The 19,572-nt window shown below is 52.4% G+C and carries 16 protein-coding genes; 2 read left to right on the top strand and 14 right to left on the bottom strand.

From position 1 onward, the window contains the following. Positions 1-72: 72 nt before the first annotated feature. From JUF10_RS06740 to JUF10_RS06715, 6 genes are all read right to left on the bottom strand, one after another. Positions 73-1,413, bottom strand: coding sequence for a hypothetical protein (locus JUF10_RS06740; protein ID WP_203641458.1), 1,341 nt, complete (start codon positions 1,411-1,413; stop codon positions 73-75). Between the two features lie 506 nt (positions 1,414-1,919). Continuing rightward, the gene (locus JUF10_RS06735; RefSeq protein WP_203641457.1) at positions 1,920-2,291 is read right to left on the bottom strand and encodes a hypothetical protein; all 372 of its coding nucleotides are present in this window, start codon (positions 2,289-2,291) and stop codon (positions 1,920-1,922) included. Between the two features lie 534 nt (positions 2,292-2,825). Beyond that, a complete protein-coding gene (locus JUF10_RS06730) occupies positions 2,826-3,488 on the bottom strand; it encodes an ABC transporter permease (RefSeq protein ID WP_048734467.1) in 663 nt (220 codons plus the stop codon). 1 nt (position 3,489) lies between these two features. After that, on the bottom strand, positions 3,490-4,419 hold the full coding sequence (locus tag JUF10_RS06725) for an osmoprotectant ABC transporter substrate-binding protein (RefSeq protein WP_203641456.1): 930 nt from the start codon (positions 4,417-4,419) through the stop codon (positions 3,490-3,492). Positions 4,420-4,431: 12 nt separating this feature from the next. Continuing rightward, complete coding sequence (locus JUF10_RS06720) at positions 4,432-5,058, bottom strand: ABC transporter permease (RefSeq protein ID WP_048734472.1); 627 nt, start codon at positions 5,056-5,058, stop codon at positions 4,432-4,434. After that, entirely contained in the window at positions 5,055-6,260 is a 1,206-nt protein-coding gene (locus tag JUF10_RS06715; RefSeq protein WP_203641455.1) for a betaine/proline/choline family ABC transporter ATP-binding protein, read from the bottom strand. The genes JUF10_RS06720 and JUF10_RS06715 overlap by 4 nt, the downstream gene beginning before the upstream one ends. 557 nt (positions 6,261-6,817) lie before the next feature. Between JUF10_RS06715 and JUF10_RS06710 the strand changes: the two genes are divergently transcribed. Beyond that, positions 6,818-7,294: a Rossmann-fold NAD(P)-binding domain-containing protein gene (locus tag JUF10_RS06710; protein ID WP_203641454.1), complete on the top strand. Its 477-nt coding sequence runs from the start codon at positions 6,818-6,820 to the stop codon at positions 7,292-7,294. A 918-nt stretch (positions 7,295-8,212) separates the two neighbouring features. On the opposite strand, the gene JUF10_RS06705 is transcribed toward JUF10_RS06710, so the two are convergent. From JUF10_RS06705 to JUF10_RS06670, 8 genes are all read right to left on the bottom strand, one after another. Further along, positions 8,213-9,586 (bottom strand): DHA2 family efflux MFS transporter permease subunit, encoded by a 1,374-nt coding sequence (locus tag JUF10_RS06705; protein ID WP_236008177.1) that lies wholly within the window; start codon positions 9,584-9,586, stop codon positions 8,213-8,215. Positions 9,587-9,752: 166 nt separating this feature from the next. Next, on the bottom strand, positions 9,753-10,982 hold the full coding sequence (locus tag JUF10_RS06700) for an MFS transporter (protein ID WP_203641453.1): 1,230 nt from the start codon (positions 10,980-10,982) through the stop codon (positions 9,753-9,755). A 647-nt stretch (positions 10,983-11,629) separates the two neighbouring features. Next, positions 11,630-12,583 carry a Dyp-type peroxidase gene (locus tag JUF10_RS06695; RefSeq protein ID WP_203641452.1) on the bottom strand — a complete coding sequence of 318 codons (954 nt, stop codon included), beginning with the start codon at positions 12,581-12,583 and terminating at the stop codon, positions 11,630-11,632. A 180-nt stretch (positions 12,584-12,763) separates the two neighbouring features. Then, on the bottom strand, positions 12,764-12,958 hold the full coding sequence (locus tag JUF10_RS06690) for a hypothetical protein (RefSeq protein WP_203641451.1): 195 nt from the start codon (positions 12,956-12,958) through the stop codon (positions 12,764-12,766). A 168-nt stretch (positions 12,959-13,126) separates the two neighbouring features. Continuing rightward, positions 13,127-14,296, bottom strand: coding sequence for a MalY/PatB family protein (locus JUF10_RS06685; protein ID WP_203641450.1), 1,170 nt, complete (start codon positions 14,294-14,296; stop codon positions 13,127-13,129). Further along, positions 14,293-15,153, bottom strand: coding sequence for a DUF3737 family protein (locus tag JUF10_RS06680; protein ID WP_203641449.1), 861 nt, complete (start codon positions 15,151-15,153; stop codon positions 14,293-14,295). The genes JUF10_RS06685 and JUF10_RS06680 overlap by 4 nt, the downstream gene beginning before the upstream one ends. A 204-nt stretch (positions 15,154-15,357) precedes the next feature. Next, positions 15,358-17,430 carry a glycosyltransferase-like membrane protein gene (locus JUF10_RS06675; protein WP_203641448.1) on the bottom strand — a complete coding sequence of 691 codons (2,073 nt, stop codon included), beginning with the start codon at positions 17,428-17,430 and terminating at the stop codon, positions 15,358-15,360. A gap of 13 nt (positions 17,431-17,443) precedes the next feature. Next, a complete protein-coding gene (locus JUF10_RS06670; protein WP_203641447.1) occupies positions 17,444-18,457 on the bottom strand; it encodes a glycosyltransferase family 2 protein in 1,014 nt (337 codons plus the stop codon). 308 nt (positions 18,458-18,765) lie between these two features. On the opposite strand from JUF10_RS06670, the gene JUF10_RS06665 reads away from it, so the two are divergent. After that, the gene (locus JUF10_RS06665; RefSeq protein ID WP_203641446.1) at positions 18,766-19,500 is read left to right on the top strand and encodes a glucose 1-dehydrogenase; all 735 of its coding nucleotides are present in this window, start codon (positions 18,766-18,768) and stop codon (positions 19,498-19,500) included. The last annotated feature ends 72 nt before the right edge of the window (positions 19,501-19,572 follow it).

The raw sequence follows: 19,572 nt of genomic DNA, 5'->3' as shown, positions 1-19,572 counted from the left end.
AAATTAGGGTAGAGAAATGCTCAGTGAAATTGGGGACAGATTATGCGCTTATCTTTCATGCGAAATTGACTGTTACGCCACGTCACGGGTCTTCGGTTCATGCAAAATATTTCCAATCGAAATCCCCAATGAAATCAGCACTAGCGGCCAACTCATCGTAAACGTATACAGCCAGAAGTTCCCGGCATCGCTAGGTTTAAAGAAGTCCAGAATGTGTGTCTGGGTCACGGCGCTGACGGCGACCAGTAAGCCGAACATCGCCAGTTGGCAACATAACCCGCCATACGTGGAGAAACGGTACTTATTGACGATGGCGGTGTCGCTGTCGATTTCCGCCGAGCCGTACAGCGTTTGGTTGATGGTGGGGTTGTCGTAGCCCACGTACAGCGTGATTAGCAGGAGGCCGACCAGGTAGCTGCCGACCCACGGAATCAACAGGAGCACGTGGCCGGCGACCAGACTAATTTGACTGAGGCGCAGGGCGCGGGCCTCATCGTGCTTGCCCAGGGCCTTGAAGACTGGGTAGCCCGTTTCAAAGCCAATCAGGTAGAGGGCAAAGACGGCGTACATACCGCTGCCGCCGAGATAGAAGTAGGCGAAGAAACTGTTGAACAGGAGCACCAGGCTCACCAGAAATCCGCGGTTCAGGAGGCGCACCTTGTAGTTGGGCAGGACGTGGCGGTCACTGTAGAGTTCGATGGCTAGAATGACCAGTGCCACGCCGATAATGGCGAGCACGATGCCGCTGGGAATGCTGACGCTAGCCTTCCGCAACGTGGTCAGCACGGCGATGACGGCAAAGCCAATCACCGACAGAATCCAGCGCCAGGTCTGCGTGATGCCGTGAACGTGATTGGGCCGATTCTGATAAAAGTCGTTGGTAAAGTTATCCAGCAGGACGCCCCCGGGCACCGCGGCGAGGTACAGCAGGGCCAACAGCACAAAGGTCAGCGTGTAGCTCAACTTGGCCAACAGGTCGACGCCAATCACCAGCGCCAGTCCGGCAAAGATGGCCCAGTAGAGGCGTTTCATGCGAAATTCGGTGGTCGCACTCAGGTGAAGCTTCACGGTCAAAAAGTACGGCCAAATCGTGGCGGCGCTGTAGCCCCAAAGAAAGCTACCGATAATCAGCCAGCCAACGGCATCGGTCAGTGCAAAGGTCAGACTCCCCAAGGCGCCGAGTACCAGGCTCAGAATCAGGTACGTCGTAGATCTCAAATTCAGGCGTTTGGTATAAAAAATACTGGCAGCACGCGAAATATAAAACGCCACCAGGGCAATCAGAAACGTTTCGCTGTGGGAAGCCTGGTACTTCGCTAGGATCAGCACGTACGGCAACATAATGCCGATGTTTGCCAGGAAGTTCAGCGTGCCCACGGAAAAGTCGATGCCACTTTGTCTCAGCCGGTTCACCCGACCATCTCCTCTATCAATCATTTACACTCAGTATAGCAAAAAATGGCGATAGTGACTGGATAGTTCAGAGATAGAGGGAAAATGGCCGCGCTCCGGCTGCCAGGGATTCCGCCTGCTGTGGGGACGCTTCAGCCGAAGGGCGGGCTTCTCGCTCGTTTTTGAGCCACGTAAAGACCACGTGTCTCAAAAGACGCCCATGGTGTAGGTCGGGCAAAATCACCCGACCAACGCCATTACCACGGCCGGCTGCATCCCTGGCCTCCTCCGGCTCAGGTGGCGTGCTAGTGGTTTGGTTGCGGTGATAATCGTTGGGATTTTATGGATTGGGGGATGACTAGTCTGTAGGAGTTAGCGGAATTGGTCGCACAGTTCAAAAGGCGACGGCCGTAATTAAAGTATCGTTCACCGCTTGTTCGACGAGACCTGTCGAGCAATCAATGGCAGTGAAACGCGTGCCAACAAACAGCAAACGTCATAGCTAGCGACTAAATAATTAACTCAATTCATTGCAGCCCAATTGAATTTAACTCCCATGAAGTTTGACTTGTTTTTTTCATATAGACTGACACGTCTTTACCGCTGATAGTCGTCACATAATACAGCAACCTGTCCGAGCCACCCTGCGAATCCGATGTATGAGATACTTTTGTCTCAACAGACGTTTTCTTCAAAAAATCATACGTCGCCTTATTAACCGACAACTTTTTCATTTTTTGGTGGTCTTTGTTCTGAATCATACGGTTAACTTGTCCGTCTAACTGATTTCTTGTAAACATGTCTGATTGAAAATACATAACGCCGCCAGCTACCACAAGAATCACCAGTCCGACTAGCGTTATGATAATATTTCTTTTCATTATTTTACTTTTTAACATGGTATACCCCCATTCACATTAAACCACTACGAAAATATCTTTTCCCCTGGACTATATCAGTTTTTCGCTGTTTTTCCCTGGCCTTGACGCTACGGCACTCTCGTATAGTAGATTCTAAGCAATACAGAAGGTGGTCTTCGTGGCCTACAGCATTCTCAAGTGCGTTGGCATCAGTACACGCCAACAAGGGAACAGACACAAACAGCCGGTGCACGTCCAATCAGGACACCACACCGGCTGTTTTAAGCTTTTTTAGTAACAAAGAAATCAGAATTAATGACGACAAAGAATAGTGCAACCGACAAGTCGTCTCGGAACGCTGGGTTATGTCATAGTCGCAGGCAGTCAGGAACGGAACCCGGTGTCGGTGGTGTTAGCTGACGTTCTGAGTCAGCTTACAGCACGGGACGCTTTGAAGACTCGTGGTTCTTCGAGGCTCCAAAGCGAGCTTCAAGACCGCTCCACAGGCTTGAAGCGTGCCCCACGGGGTGGAGTTTCTGACTGCCGAAGACGGTGTCATGGCAACCAACCCGGTTAGTGTTCCGAAGACGTCTTGGGGGTGAGGCGTTTTTCGACGAAGGAGAGGACGAGATCCGTAATAATCGCCATCAGCGCCGTCGGTAACGCCCCCGCTAGAATAATCGCGCCACCGTTCGTTGCGTTGGTCCCGCGGATGATGATGTCACCCAGACCACCGGAGCCGATGAACGAACCGATCACGGTAATCCCGATACCGATGACTAGCGCGTTACGGATGCCGGCGATAATGACGGATAGCGAGAGGGGAATCCGGATGGTCGTCATGACTTGCCACCGGGTCATCCCCATCCCTTTACCAGCGTCCAGGACGTCCGGATCGACGCTCAACATGCCAGTGTAGGTGTTCTTGATGATCGGCAACAGGGAGTACAGGAAGACAGTGACCACCACGGTCGTTTGCCCGAGTCCCAGCCCCAGCATCAAGATGGACAGCATCGCTAGAGACGGCACGGTCTGAATCACGTTGGCCGCGCCAATGATGACGGGCGAGAGTCGCCGGTACTGTGAGATCCAGATGCCCAGTGGAATCCCCACGATGGCCCCCAGCAGGACACCGTAGATGGAGACCAAGAACGTTTGGTTAAATTGACTCAGCACGTACATCCCGTTGTGGGAGAAGTAGTAGATTAATTGACTCCATAAGCCTAAGTCTTTCACGTTACTTGCCCCCTTCGAAATAATGGTGTTGCTTCAAGAAATTCGTCGCGACCGTCTGTGGTTCTTCGAGTTGGTCGTCGACTTGGTAGTTTAATTTTTGCATGGTCGATAATGAGATCTTGCCAACCAGCCGATTTAGCACGCCTTTTAGCTCGGGATGCTGCTTCAAAATGGCATCCGTGGCGACGGGGCTGGCATCGTATGGTGGGAAGAAGTTCTTGTCGTCCTTGAGCAGCTTCAGATGGTAACTGCCGACCCGGCCGTCGGTGGAGTAGCCCAGAATGGCATCCATCTTATCGGCGGACAACGCGTCGTAGAGCAACCCGGTCTGCATCGGCAAGACCTTGCCAAAGCTATAGCCGTACATCTTCTGGAAGGCGGGATAGCCGTCTCCCTGTCGGTTCTGCCAAATTTGGTCGATACCGACGGTCATGTTCGGCGCTAATTTCTGCAGGTCGCTGACGGTCTCCAGGTGGTGTTTCTTCGCATAGCTCTGCTTGACCATCCACGCGTAGGTGTCGGCGAAACCATAGGACTTGAAGTAGGTCATCTGGTAACGCTTCTCAAACTCGCGGACAACGGTCGTGTTGACCTTGGCCGGGTCCCGTTCGAATTTTTCGTTCAGGATGGTCGTCAGGTCGGTCCCATTGAATCGAATGGAACTGATGTCCGCGTTGTTGTTCTTGAGGGCGTTGAAGCTGACGTTCCCGGACCCCAAGTTGTTAATGATCGAGGTGTGTAGGTTAGTATAGTGACCGATCATCCCAGCAATCATGTAGGCCATGATCTGTTGTTCGGTCGTGTTCTGTGAGGCAATCCGGACGTTGTTATTGCCGGCGCCGGCTAAGCCTGGCAGCGCGCATCCGCCTAAGGGTAGGAGGACGACGGCAACCAGAAAGGCGGTGAGCCATTTACGTAATTTATTTCGCATTAAACGAACCTCCTATCGTAAGGGTCGTGGCGTGACGGCCCATTCCACTTTACCCAATAAGTAGTCCACCAATAGGGCTAAGAGGATAACGGGAATCGAGCCGCCGAGAATCAGGTCAGACCGGTAGAGGTTTAAACCGTTAAAGATAAAGTCCCCCAGGCCACCGGCACCGATGTAAGACGCCAGTGTGGCCCAAGCAATCACGTAGGTCGCGGACAGCCGGATACCGGCCATGATGACGGGCGCAGCCAGTGGAATCTCGGCGCGGACCATCATTTGCCACCAGGTCATCCCCATCCCCTTGGCCGCGTCACGCACGGTCGGGGAGACGCCTTGCATCCCGAGATAAGTGTTCCGCAGGATGGGCAGGAGGGAGTAGATGAATAACGCGACGATGGCTGGCGTGGAGCCAATCCCGAAGATGGGGATCATCATCGCCAGCAACGCCATGGCCGGAATCGTTTGTAGCACCCCGGCGAGCGTGATCACGAAGTTGGCGCCGTGTTTCATCCGCGTCAACAGGATTCCTAACGGCACGGCCACAATGACCCCAAGGGCCAGTGCGGCGGCCGAGATATATAAATGTTGGCCGGTCTTGGCAACGAGTTGCCAGCCGTATGTGGCTAAGAAGTGGGTCATTGGGCAGTGTCGCCTCCTTCATGGTTGGCGGCGGCATGGATGTCGGCGTTGATCGGTGAAGCTGGTTCTTCATCGGCGTCTGGCGCCCCCCGCAGCGCATCGTAAACGATGTCGACTAAGGCCGTTCTGGTCACGATGCCGACCAAGTGTTTCTTGGCATCGACCACGGGAACGTTTTTAACCCCCTGTTTCAGAATCCGGTCGACCGTGTCCCCGATGAGGGAGTTGGCCTGCACGTAAAAGACTTCGCGGTTGGTGAAGCGGCTGATGAGTGTGGAGCCATCGGTGATCCGGTTGATGTCATCCAGGTCAACGAAGCCTTGGAGCACGCCGTTGTCATCGGTGACCAGCAACGTATCAACTCGCCGGTCATGCATCAGGTCGATGGCGTCGTCTAGCGTCTTGTCAGGCGTGATGGATACAGGCGTCTTCAACATGATCTGACTAACCGTTAAAATGTTGGGTTGGGCCCGAATCAAGCGTTCCTCACCAATCAAGTTGGTGACGAATTCGTTGGCCGGGTGCCGCAAGATATTTTCGGGTGTGTCGACTTGGACCTGCTTGCCGTGACTCATGATGACAACGCGCGTTGAAAGGTGCAGCGCCTCGTCCATGTCATGGGTGACGAAGATAAAGGTCTTGCCGAGGTCTTCTTGTAAATGTTTGACCAGGTCCTGCAAGGATTCCCGGGTGATGGGGTCCAAGGCACCGAACGGTTCATCCATCAAAATGATCTGTTGGTCGGCGGCTAAGGCCCGCACGACACCGATTCGCTGTTGTTGCCCACCGGAGAGTTCGCCGGGATAGCGTTGCAGCATGTCATCTGGCAGTTGGGCCAGTTCGATCATTTTGTGGGCTTGTTCGGCACGTTTTTCCTTTGACCAGCCGAGGAGCTTGGGGACGATTTCGATGTTTTCTTGAATCGTCATGTGCGGCATCAGGCCTGTGTTTTGGATCACGTAGCCGATGGAGCGCCGCAGCTTGACCGGGTCCATTTTAGAAATGTCCTTGCCGTCGATCTTGATGGTGCCGGAGGTCTGGTTGAGCATCCGGTTGATCATCCGCATGGTCGTCGTCTTACCGGAACCAGACGTCCCGATGAAGGCGATGAACTCGCCGCGGTCGACCTGTAAATTGAAATCGTCGACGGCAACCTTACCATTGGGATATTCTTTGCGTAGATGTTCCATTGAAAGTAGCATTGATTAACCTCCTGTAATTTTACGAATTTTGAAGCAGTGACGAGAAAGCCAGTCGCCCTGAGAAAGTTTCAAGACCGGCTCACCGGCGTAGCACAGCGCTACGACTAATTAACAACCAACCACGGTTTAACTGTTGGTTGAGGGGCACAACGGCCAGACAGAAATCGCACAGCGTGAACGAGTCACGACCTGCGCGCTATAAAAATAACGATCGGTATGCCGAGAAGCACCTAAAAGAAAAGGGCATCCTGGAGACCGGTCGTATTTGAATGTCAGCCTGTAATTATGCCCATTGTACACGAAATGGGTGGATTTTCCAAAGAAAAACTATTGCCGATGTTGATAATATTCGGGTGTAAACGAATTCGTGACTGTTGCTTAAGCCCGGTGGCATGCGGGTTCGTCGCGAGTTACAACTTAACATAAAAAAATATGTTTCAGATAAGAAAAACCTTATTTAATTTAATCGAAATTATTTAAAAAAAGGGGTTGCCTTCGACCAACTAGAACCCTTTATAATCTAAAACATCATCAAAAAACGAAAGGGAGTTACGACCTTGAAACGAATCTTACTCGCTGGGGCGCTGGACGCCGCTAGCCAAACCTTTGTCCGCCAATTAAGCCAAAATAGTCAGTTAGACCTGACGGTGTACACCCCGAGCGCGGTCACGTTGCCAACGACGGTGACCGCACTGACCGGTGAAGCCATTGACGAAGGCGGTCTGACCGCAGCGATGTTGGATCAAGACGTGGTCGTGGCGCTGGTGCCAACGATTCATTTGTCCCAAATGGCGCGGACGTTAGCCACCGCAGCGACCGCGGCGGGTGCCGGTCAAGTCATCGTTAGCCGCACCGACGACATCGTCGAGCTACCGGGCGAGATCCGCGATGCCCGGCGCACTCTGATGACGGCGGGAATCAACTTTGACCTGGTCGAAGGCTTTGCGGGTATCAGCACGCTGATGGCGTTGGAGACCCCACGTGTTTTTACCGCAAAGCCAGCCGACATTCCGTTAGATGATTTGGCGGGGTAACGGTCGGGTCTCAAGTGCAAGAGCGTGTAGCGCAGAATGGCCGCGCTCCGGCTGCCAGGGATTCGGCCTGCTGTGGGGACGCTTCAGCCTGTGGGGCGGGCTTCTCGCTCGCTTTGAAGCCGTGAAGAACCCACGTCTCCAAAGGCGCCCATCCTGTTAGCTAGCCAGCGGCCAGCTAACAGGATTACCACGGCTGGCTGCATCCCTGGCCTCTTCCGGCTCTGGTTGTGGGCTTTGTTGCGGAATGGCGGTAGCCCGTTGAAGCACAGGTGAATTACTTAGTGATCATTGTGATCATTGTGGTCATGGGGGTGTCGGCTGGTGCTACTGGGAGGGTGTCGTGCCAGTTGGGACGGGGGCTTGGAGGCTTAGTGGCTGTGCTAAAATCAAATGAATAATTGGGAATTATTTTCAGCAGAATAGAAGATAAAGCGTATTTCAGCAGTAAAAATTACGTTTAAAACCAAAATGATCGCAGGCCACCATATTTCATGGCAGCTTGCGATCATTTTTTTGTAGAGTCTAAGCGTTAAAAGATGGAATACTTGTCGCGTTCCAGTATTGGTAAGAATTTGTATCGGTTAGGTTAGTATAGATTGGCCGCACGCGGTTTTGATTGTGTTTTACCACGACAACGGTCGAAGGGACGAGCGCATTCGGTTCAATCGATAACGACTACGACTGTTCCAGTCATTATCCTCGTCGTCTAAGCACACTATGTAAGTCGAGAGGTCGGCAGATATGGGCTCAGGCGCGTCGTTCTACTTAGCTGGCGGTTTTTGCCGGCTTAGTAGAAAACCAACCTTGTAGACGCGGCTTTTTCGAGGCTTCAAGTTGCGTTCGCACCGTTCCAGCCCATATCTGCCGGCCGGTAAAGCGATGGGACTACCAGGTTGCCTAGTGTTAGTCCCAGATTGATTACGCGACCTCGCGGACGGTCAACAGTTTGGTCGATACGCCGAGGGCAATCAGCAGGAACAGCAGACACATGGTGAACCCAGATTGAATGCCGATTTGCGGTGCGTTGGCGTTGGCACTGAAGAACTTCGTTGCCAGGTTGATCGTAGCAATAATAATTGCGGTCCCAAATGAGCCAGAGATTTGCCGGAGGGTATTAAACGTTGCGACCCCGTCGGCAATCAGCCGGTTGGGAAGCTTGGTCAACGCCTGCGTCTGAATCGGAATTAGGATGAGAACCAAGCCCAACTGACGTACTGTTTGGCCGACCGTTAGCATGGCGACCGAGGCATTCACGTCGATGAAGGCTTGCATCATGGTCCCGAAGCAATCGATCAGCAGGCCGGTCGTCACGATGACCCGTACCGGATAGCGGTCAAAAAGCCGGCCACTGATGGGCGACATGACCCCGGTCAGACAGGCCCCGGGTAGAATGGCCAGCCCAGAAATGATGGGGCTTTGGTGCATGATCGTTTGGATGAGTAGTGGTAGGAGAATGGTGTTGCCGTACATCGTCGCAACGATTAAGGCATTTAAACTTGTGGCCGTAGTGAATTGGACGTTCTTAAATATTTGGAGGTTAATTAGGGGGTTCGCAGTATGTATTTGCTGGCGAATGAAGAGACCTGTGAACAAGAGGCCGACCGCGAAGGGCACGATGACAAATGGTGAGGTCAGGCTGTACTGGCCCACGTTGGAGAAGCTCCACAGGAGGCCCAGCGAACCGAAACTGATCAGGATGAGGCCAACGACATCCAATTTTGGCGTCTCGTTGGTTGGCACGCGCGGCAGAAAGCGGAGCGCTAGGGCAATATCGATAACGATAAATGGGAGCACTAGGATGAAGAGGTAACGCCACGACAGGTAGGTCAAAATGACCCCGGACAGCGTGGGGCCGATGATCGGCGAGAAGTTAAAGGCCAAGCCGACGATACCCATCACGGCACCTTTTTTGGTGGGTTCGGCGTAACGAATCGCCAAGATATTGACCAGCGGCATCATGACGCCGGACCCGATGGCCTGAATCATGCGGCCGAGAATTAGAATGAAGAAGCTCTGGGCGATGCTACCGAGCAACGTTCCCGCCAGAAAAATCACGGAGAAGGTGATGAAGAGGGCACGGAACGTGTATTTCTTGGTGAGGTAGGCACTGACAGGAATCATCATGGCGCTGACCAGCATGTAGCCGTTGCTGATCCATTGGACGGTGGACGAGTTGACGTGAAAGACCGTCATGAAGGTCGGCAACGCCACGTTCATCAGCGTTGAGCAGAGGATGCCGAAGAAGGTACCAAATACCATAATAAATAGTGAATGCTTGATTTCCTTAGACAAAGTTGGGCCTTCTATTCGTTTGAGAGTTTAGGGACAATGAATTTTGGAGTCGATTACGGGAGGTGCGACACCCGGTTTATATGTAAACGCTTGCGTTTAGGGACATGCTATTTGTTTTATAAAATAGCATGCCCGCTAGCAGTCGCAGGCGAATCAATATCTTCTATTAAGCTGGTTGAGTTTTGCTGTGACGGAGTTCGGGGACGAGCCACCAGATGAGGGCCAAGTTGACCAGCATCAGTGCCGCCGTCGAGAAGAATACCGCGTTGTAATTGAACACCCCGGCGATCCAGCCGCCGAGTAGCGACCCCATCATGTTGCCGATGGCCTGGAAGGATTGGTTCCAACTGAAGACCGTCGACGTCAATTCGACCGGTGAGTTCTTGGTCAGCAACGTTTGAATTTCGGGGAACAAAGCCCCATCGGAAATCCCAATCATGAAGCGCAAGGCACCGAGCATCCAGACGCTGGTGACGAAGCCTTGTGGCAGGTACATTAGAAAGGCGAAGACGTAGCCAAAAATCAGCACTTTTCCGGACCCATGCTCGTCACCGTAACGGCCAAGTCGCGGCGAAGCGAAGATGTTGGAGATCCCCGGTAAAGCCGCGATGATGCCGGCGACCACGGTAATTGGGCCGACGTTGTGCATGAGTTCCTTGACGTACAGACTGATAATGGGCGAGATGGAGATGTTCCCAAATTGAACAATCAACGTGGAAGACAGGAGCACCAGAATCAATTTGGGATTGGGGAAAGCGGCCAGTGGATTGTGACTGCGTTCGCCTGCTGGTTTGGGCGCAACTGGCTTGAACTTCTCTTCGACCAGGACCCAGCTCAAGACAAACGTGGAGAAGAGCAGGGCGGCGGTGATGAAGAAGGTCAGGCGAATCGAGAAGACTTGCGCCAGCACCCCACCGATGACGGGTCCCAGCAACATCCCGCTGGTCACCCCGGTCATCAACGTGCTGAGCGATGCGCCACTGTGTTTCCGCGGCGTCTGCGAGGCGACCAAGGCTTGGGCGTTAGAAATGAAACCGGCGAAGACCCCTTGGAGGGCCCGCAACGCGACTAACTGCCAAACGCTGGTGGCAAAGCCCATTAAGGCCATGGCAAACGCCGTCCCCAGTGAGGAGCGCAACAGCATTAATTTTCGACCCTTTCGATCGGCGACCATGCCCCAGAGTGGGGACGCGATGGCGCTGACGAAGAAGTCGGCGGCGTAGACCAGGCCACTGTACATGGTGACCTGTGACTTGGTAAAGTCGCCCAAACTACTAATATATAGCGATAAAAAGGGCATGATTTCGCTGAAGGCCATGCCGGCCACGAACGTACAGAACCACAGCACGCGTAAATTACGCCGCCATGGGCCGCTCTCTCTTTCAGCTTCATCCAAAGTGGTTCAACTCCTTATTTTGTGAATTGATCGGCGGAATCACCTACTGTGACGCCCGCTAATTTGACCATTATTCGTGATGGTAACGACCACTACATTACCCGCATGACGGCGAAACGTCAACACTTGATACTTAGTTGTATGCGCTCGCAATCGTTTAATGAAAAGGGGATTGGCAATTGCAAAAATTATTTTTGATTATAGCGAGATTGATTGGTCTAGCAGGCACTGCGGGAGAATTAAGACCGCAATTGAAAAACGTGTCCCCAAGTGATGTGGCGGGACACGCTTTTTGGTGTACAAACAGTATATATTTTAGACGAGACTAGAAATTATGGTTACTAGCTAATTTGGTGTAGAAGCAAAGCACACACGATTGCTACCATTTGATGGCGAAACAGATGCAAAACTTGTTCCTGTAATCGTCAACATTAGCCGGAGGAGGCCAGGGATGGAGCCAGCCGTGGAGGTGGTGTTAACTGGCGTTCTTTTCAGCCAGTTTACAGCACGGGCGACTTTGGAGACACGTGTTCTTCGTGGCTTCAAATCGAGTCGGAAGCCCGTTTCTCAGGCTGAAGCGTCCCCACAGCAGGCGGAATTCCTGGCAGCCGCAGTGCGGCCAATTTTAGCAAGTTTATCTTTAATAGCTATTTTTGGGGGAACAGTTCGCCGTCAGCGATGTGTTCGAGCAGGCGACGGGAAGGGATAAAGAACGCCGCCCCCGTGATCGGTGTACTGAAGTCCAGTAGTCGGTCACTTTGACTGAACATGTTGTCCAGCATCCGTTGTGTCACCGTAAAGTGCCGTGCATAACCGATGAAGTAGGTGCCGACGATGCCTTGACCGGGCTTGGCGTAAGGCACGTTCATCCGCACGATTTTGTGTTCGATGCCATCAGCGTTATCCTGTGACGCGATGTTGTGGGCGTTTGGTAATTTTTCGTCGTCATCGAGCTCGCGGTCGCTAAATTTATGCCGACCAATCGACTTTTCCTGGTCCTCAGTCTTGAGCTTGTTCCAAGCGTCCATGTTGTGCGTGTATTTCTGAGCAAAGGCATAGGAGCCATTCTCAAACTCGGGGTCTTCGTCACCAATCAGGGCGTACTGCGTAGCGTCAGGGCCGGCTGGATTTTCCGTACCATCAATGAAGCCAATGATGGCGCGACCCTCAAAGTAGCGGAAGCCCGGCGTCTCATCGACCACGGTCGTCCAGTCGCGGAGAAATTCGCGCGATTGGTCCATGACTTCGTAGACTACAGCCATGTCTTTGGCCCGAACATGCATAAATAGGTCGCCAGGTGTGGCCGGTGCCGTGTACTTTGGTCCCTTGATTTCGGCAAAGTCTACGAGTTCCTTGGGCTTATTGGCGTCTGGAAAAAGCAGGTCCCAGGCCGTTGAGCCAATCCCGAAGGCTACGCGGAGGTTCGCGTCGGGGTAGCGGATGGCCATGCTGCGTTCGATGGCCGCTAACCGGTCGGCGAACTCGGCCAACGCGTCACGGTCGTGGTCAAGGTGATCGTGGTCAATTAGGTAGGTGGTAAACATAATATTGTCGCCGGCGTCGCGGTAGACGTCTTGAGCATCGGCTGGATTAATCGTCATGGTAAAGAGTCCTCCTCATTGGTCGTTGTGGGGTCAATTTCTCCACAAAATACACACTGGATATCTCTATCAGTATAGCATGCTGGCCCGGATTATCGGGCTGGAAAGGCTTTCGTTAGAAACGTTTGATTGGACAAATTAAAAACCCGTGGCCGTCAAGGGCGACACGGGTTTAAGGCATTACTTGGTCTTTCTGATCTGCTTTATTTTTCCAGATACAAAGATAACGGTGAACCCAATTAGCGACCCCACGATGATCCAAAGAATTGTCGACCAACTGAAACTAAAGCTGTTTGGCCAAAGAACTGGCAAGGCAATTAAAACAGCAAACATGATGGCGTAAATGATGACGCAATTTTTCAGTATGCTTTTCAAGTAGACGTCCTCCTCGTAAAAAATCCCCGATTAACTATTTCAATAGTAGCATATGACCGGTTAATGTATCAGGGAAGAAATTTCGAATTGAAGCAAATGAAAAAGAGAATATCTGGTGGAAACGATACTCTCTTGGGTGAAGCGAATTCAGTTTAATGATGCAAAACGTTATTTGTTTTCCGCAAACTGGTTAATACCAGCGGCTAGGCGATTCAGACCATCTTGTAGTCGTTCTGCGGGGCAGGCCACGTTGATACGGACAAAGTCATGCCCGTCACCGCCGTAGACTTCGCCGGCCGAGATGAAGAGACCCGTGTTTTGGCGAATAGCGTCGCAGAGCGTCTTGGTATCGGTCGTTAGTTTGTGACAATCTATCCAGACTAGGTAGGTGGCGTGACCCTCGATGACATGTAGGACCGGCAAATTCTTAGCGATGAATGCCGTCAATGTTTGTTTGTTCGCCGTGATGGTCGCGTTGAGGTCGTGGACCCAGTCACTGCCAGTCGTGTAGGCGGCAATACTCCCGTCGATGGCAAAGGCGTTGGGTTCGGCGAGCTCGTCGGTGTTGATCCCACGGTCGACCACGTTTCTGAGGTTTTCGTTAGGGATGATGATGGTCGCCGCGTGCAGGGCTGCCACGTTGAAGGTCTTGCTGGGTGAGACCGCTGTGATGCTATTCTGTGCGGCCGTGTCACTGACAGAGGCAAATGGCGTGTAGCCGTGCCCGGTATCGGTGATGTCCCCGTGAATTTCATCGCTAAAGACCGTAACGTGGTTGGCAGCAGCGAGGTCGGCGATGCGGCGAAGCTCATCCGGTTGCCAAACATGGCCGATGGGATTGTGAGGGTTGCAGAAGATCATCATGGTCGTTAGCGGGGCCGCCATTTTTGTGGCGAGGTCATCCCAGTCGACCGTGTAGTTGCCATCTTGATAAACAAGGTCGCTCGACAGCACGTGACGACCGTTGTTCACGATGGAATTATAGAAAATATTGTAGACCGGTGCTTGGACCAAGACGTTATCGCCCACGTGACTGACGCGGCGAACGGCCGAGGAGATCGCGGGTACAACGCCCGTGACAAAACGCATCCAGTCCGTGTTGGGAGCCCAATCGTGTTCGGTCGCGTACCAGTGCTGAACGGCCTCAAAGTAGTCTTGGGGGACTTCCTCGTAACCAAAAATGCCAGTGTCAGCCTTGCGTTTGATAGCGTCAACGATTCCCGGGGCGGTCCGGAAGTCCATGTCAGCGACCCACATGGGAAGCTCGTTATCCTTGACATCCCATTTGACGGAATTGGTGTGCCGCCGGTCGATCATTTCAGAAAAGTTATAACTCATCGCTTGAGGGCCTCCTTGGTCAACTTAATGGTCGTGTTCGCTGGGTCGATCTGGTCGTCGTCAAAGATCACTTTGCCGATGGCAGGGGCGGTGATCTTACCATTAATAGGGTTTTTGACACTGTCAATCTCGGTATTGATGGTGGCATCGATGTCGCTGCAGTATTCAAAGGCGAGGTCGGTGTTGATCAGCGAACAATTCTTCATGGTCAGATGGTCGACGTAACATAATCCCTGGTCACTTTCGAGCCAACAGTTGACGAAGGTAATGTTCTTGGAGTTCCAAGCGAGGTATTCGCCGATAATGGTCGAGTCATAGATGGTGACGTTGTCGCAATTCCAGAAGGCATCGTGCGTGATAAACGTAGAATCATGGACTTCGACATTCTTACTGCCATCAAAGGCGTAGTTTCCGGTCACCTTTAGGTTATGGGCAACGACATTTTCGTTGTTCATGCCAAAATAATCGCCGGTCGCCGTGACGTTGTTGAGTTCAACGTCGTTACACCACCAGAGGGTCTCGCCGGCATCGGAAAAGGTCACGTTGTCGAGGCGAATGTTGCTGGCATGCCGGAACGTCTTGGTGGCCCGCACTAGGGAGTTGGCCATGGTCAGGTCGTCGGTGTACCAAATGCCAGCATGGGCGTCTGGTTGCCAAGTGGTGTGATTCAGTTGCGCGTGGTGCGTGTACCACAACGGGTATTTCCATTTGAAAATGGTGTGGTCAATGGCAATATCCTTCGCGTGTTTCAGCGGGGATTCGCCGTCGACGAAGGTGCTGTTCGTAATATGGAGGTCGTGGGCCTGAAAGAGGGCCCGTTCTCCGGTTAAAGTTTGTTGATTGATTTCAATGCTCAAGATTTAATTCGACTCCTTTTGTCCGATCAAGTGGCTAGAATGTGGGCACTGCTTGAGAACGGCCGGAGATAGGAAAATCTGCGCCGATGTTCAAACAGGCTTTTAGGTGAGAAGGTTAACGATGTAATTCAGCTAATCGCATCATTAATTAGTCTACAATAAACATTTTAGTACCTTCGAGTGGGCTTAAGGCAAGTCATTTGTTCAAATTTGTCGGCGATACCAGTAAAAACGGTCGATGATGAGCAGGCCACCTAACCAAATCGTGGCGAATAGCAGCCAGAACTTGTTCCGCGTGAGAATAGGACCGACTCGGTATTGTTGGACGGTGAGCCGCAGGTATTGATGGGGATGATCCGTTAAAGCCTGCGGTAATAGCTTAAAGTTAGCTGGAGCTGTGACTAGTTTCAGTTTTTTTTGGCTACGGTTTTGAATCGTCAAGTAGTAGTTACCAGCCGGTTGCATTGGAAGACGTTGGTTGAGGATGGCGCTTTTTTTGCTGGACTGCCAGACGGTTTTGCCGGCGGCGTTCTTAAGTGTTAACTGGCCAGTGATTTGCTCGCCACGGTCGATATAGAGCAAATTAAAGGATAGGGGTGCACTTAGCGGCTGGGTCAGGTGTTGCCGCGGTTTCAGCGTGAGCTTATGGTTCTGGTAGTAGCGGCCCTCATTTTGGCTGATGACGTTGATCGGTTGCGCCCAATTCTGAGTCGTCAGGGGGCTATTTTGCCAGGCAATAACGCCTAGTAACAGGGTGAAGACGCCGGCCATGGCAAGTGGGAGCCAAGTCAGTGGTTGTCGTGACCAGCGTAAAAGATTGATGGGTTGCCGATAACCCGCGGCACAACCCGCAATCAGGAGAAATAGGAGTGGCAGTGCATAGCGCTCTTCCGTTTCCCAGAAGACGATGTGAAAGGTCATGAGTCCCAACATAAATAAACCACCTAATAGGTAGGCCGATGAGAGATGTCGCCGGCGGAGCTGTTGAACGCCCCAGCCGAGATTGACCAAGATAAGGGCTAAGTAAGCGACCTGACACCAGTTGGCGAACAACCAGTCAACGGTGCTGCGGTGGCGGTGATACCACCCCGGGGCACGTTCAAAGGCCGAATTGACCTGAAAGGCGTCAAAGGTCCCGGTGGCCAGGAGGAGTTGAGATTTGCGGAAGAGATGGACAATGATGCCGGCGGGGCCGAGGGCAGTCAAGCGGTCATCGAGGAGCTGTTGTGCGGCCTGCTTTTTCGCCATCTCAGTGGGTTGATGAATGATCTTCGTGGCATCAAAGCGGTCATATTCCCCGTGGCGGGCTGGATTCCAACTCATGGCGATCCAACTGGTGGCGGGCAGGGCGCTGTTAGGAGCGGCTTGATACCCATTAGCACGTTGGAGCACGTGATTACCGCTGACACCAGCAAGGAGAATGCCCGCCATGAGGACGGTCGTCCCTAGGCGGACCAGCCAGTGATGGGGATGAGCCAAGGGAATCAGCCATAATAACAGAAGAACTGCGATGACTAGGACGATGTCGTTGGCCTTGAGTAGAACAGCACCAGTCAAAGAGAGGCTGAGAAGTAGCGCCCAGCCAGTCGTTGCTGGCCAATGATGGCTCCGTTTGAGCTGGGTGAAGGCCACCACCGCCAATAGAAGGAGTGGGAGCACAAACGTATCGCTATAGGTGTTCAGCGCGTAGGCGTATAGCGGTACGGTCGTGAGCAGCATGCAGATCCAAAGGTTGGCCCGTGCCGGGTTACGACGCTTTAAGGCTAGCCAGACCGCCAGAAAGCCGCAGTCCAGCCAGACGAACTGAACTAGATTTAGCCAGACGCCGGAGTAACTTCCGGTCATCAGATGATCCAGGCGCAGTAGGCCACTGAGGAAGACCGTAAACGTCACGTTGTTCGCGTACGTTTGAAAATAGGCTGGCCAGCTTGTACTGCCACGAAGCAGATTGAGCGCTTGTTGGTGGACAAAGTACAGGTCGGCACGGGGAGCGGCAATCCAAGAGACGGCGACCCAGGATTGGACGGCGAAAAGTACGAGCCACAGTCCCGCGGCGACCCAGCGACTCTGACGCTGAGAAATTCGGTGGAGGGCACGGAAGGTCAACCCCAGAACACCAAGGTAGATGCCAGCGCCAAGAGCAATAGCCAAGGGACTCAGCCAGTTGTGGTCGATACGAAAGGTCACCGGCATAAAGAGCGCCAGTCCGCCAGCAAAAAGCAGAGCAAGACAAATTAAGCCGCATAATAGGGCGTTGATGTGCTGACGATTAGCCATGGCGGGAACCTCCTTAGGACAGGGTATGTTGGTGAATGGTCAAAGCGATGGATTGAGATTGAAAAGCGGTGGAATAGGTGTCCGTTTGGACGATGTAGCGTGGCCGGTGTTTGACCTCGGTGAAGGTGCGGCCAACGTATTCGCCGATAATGCTGATGGCGATGAGTTGAAAGCCGCCTAGGAACCATAGTGAGGCCATGATGGAGCTCCAGCCCGTGATCACAGCGCCGCGTAAATGCTGGACCATGATCCAAATCAGCATGAGAAGGGCCCCACCACAGATAGTTGTGCCAGCGTAAAGGACGGCACGAATGGGCGCAATGGAAAAGGAAAGAATGCCATCTAAGGCAAAGCGAATCATTTTACGTAGCGGGTACTTGGAAACGCCGGCCCGACGTGGCTGCCGTTTATAGTAGAGTTTAGTGGCTGGAAAGCCGAGTTGGGGGATAATCCCCCGGAGAAAGGGCTTGTCCTCGTGGCATTGCATCAGCGCCGTCACAACACGCTTGGTCAGCAGACGGAAGTCGGAGTGGTTCGGTACTAAGTTGACGCCCAGCTTACGCATGGTCCAATAAAATCCGTTAGCCGTGGTGCGCTTAAACCAAGAGTCGCTTGAGCGGTCATTACGAACGCCATAAACGATGTCGTTTCCGCGCTGGGCCTGAGTGACCATGGCGGAAATCAACGAGGGGTCGTCCTGAAGATCAGCATCGATGGTAATGATGAGATCAGAATGCCGGTGGGCCGTTTGCATGCCCGCCATTAACGCGGCCTCCTGACCGTAGTTACGACTGAAGCGGAGGCCAGTAAAAATTGGATTGTGCTGTTGGAGCTCACAAATGAGCTTCCAGGTTTGGTCTTGGCTACCGTCATCGACGAAGAGAATTTTACTGTCATCGGCGACTTGGTGGCTGAGAATCAACCTTTCCAAAATATTTTGTAAAACGGGTGCGCTGGTTGGCAACATGGGTTCCTCGTTGTAGCACGGGGACACAATGGTTAGACTCGGTAGATTTGTTGGCAGCATCTTTGTTCCTCCCCAAAGAAAAATAGATGAGCGATGATTGATGGATTGATATCACGATGATGATGGCATTAGCCCATTAGTTAGTGGTACAGTCCTTTGCCCCATGAAAAGGCTGTATTTTAGCCTAAATGATAAGCCACCTGAAACGCAAAAAGTAGCCAGAACTCTCAAAGTTTACGGATTCTTTAGCAGGATTAACTATGCTAATAGGCAAATTAAGTGTAAATGAAAGCGGATTCAGATATACTGCTTAACACAAACTAGTTAAGGCTGTATGTCCTTTAGCCAATTTAACGGAGGTTTTTCTAATGGGAAAATTGGATGGTAAAGTTGCAATTATCACGGGTGCCGCACAAGGAATGGGGGCTGCTCATGCCCGGTTATTCGTTAGTGAGGGTGCCAAGGTGGTCATCACTGATATCAAGGAAGATGAGGGCCAACAATTGGCTGCTGATCTGGGTGACAACGCGTTATTTATCAAGCACGACGTTGCCAGTGAAAGCGACTGGCAAAAGGTTTTGGACCAAACAATTGCCGCTTTTGGCAAGGTGGATATTTTGGTCAACAATGCTGGCATTACCTTTGCCAAGGGCCTGCAGGACACCAGTGCAGACGACTACGTGAAGATTTTTAAGATCAACCAATTGGGGACATTCCTAGGCGTTAAGACGGTAGCGAAACCGATGACGGCTCAAGGATTTGGGTCCATCGTGAACATTTCTTCGCTAAATGGGTTGGTCGGGGGTGCCGTGGGGTACACCGACACCAAGTTTGCCGTGCGGGGGATGACTAAGGCGGCCTCGCTAGAATTAGCACCGGCCGGGGTTCGTGTGAACTCAGTCCATCCAGGGGTCATCGAAACGCCAATGATCTCACAACCAGGAACGGAAGCGGCCGTTAAGCAATTTGCCAAGACCATTCCGCTACGCCGGATTGCCAAGCCAGAGGAAGTTTCCAAGCTGGTCTTATATCTGGCTTCGGATGATTCTAGCTACTCAACGGGGTCTGAATTTGTCGTGGATGGTGGTATTTCGGCACAATAGGTGAGGATCGTTTATTTAGAAAAAGGGGCCGTCGCGGAATTTCTTCTGCGACGGCCCCTTTGCGTGGTGTCG

Origin of the sequence: Levilactobacillus andaensis, assembly GCF_016861695.1 — a bacterium.
Lineage (GTDB): Bacteria > Bacillota > Bacilli > Lactobacillales > Lactobacillaceae > Levilactobacillus > Levilactobacillus andaensis.
The sequence above is the reverse complement of the archived record's forward strand: the minus strand, read 5'-3'. Positions and strand labels throughout refer to the sequence as shown.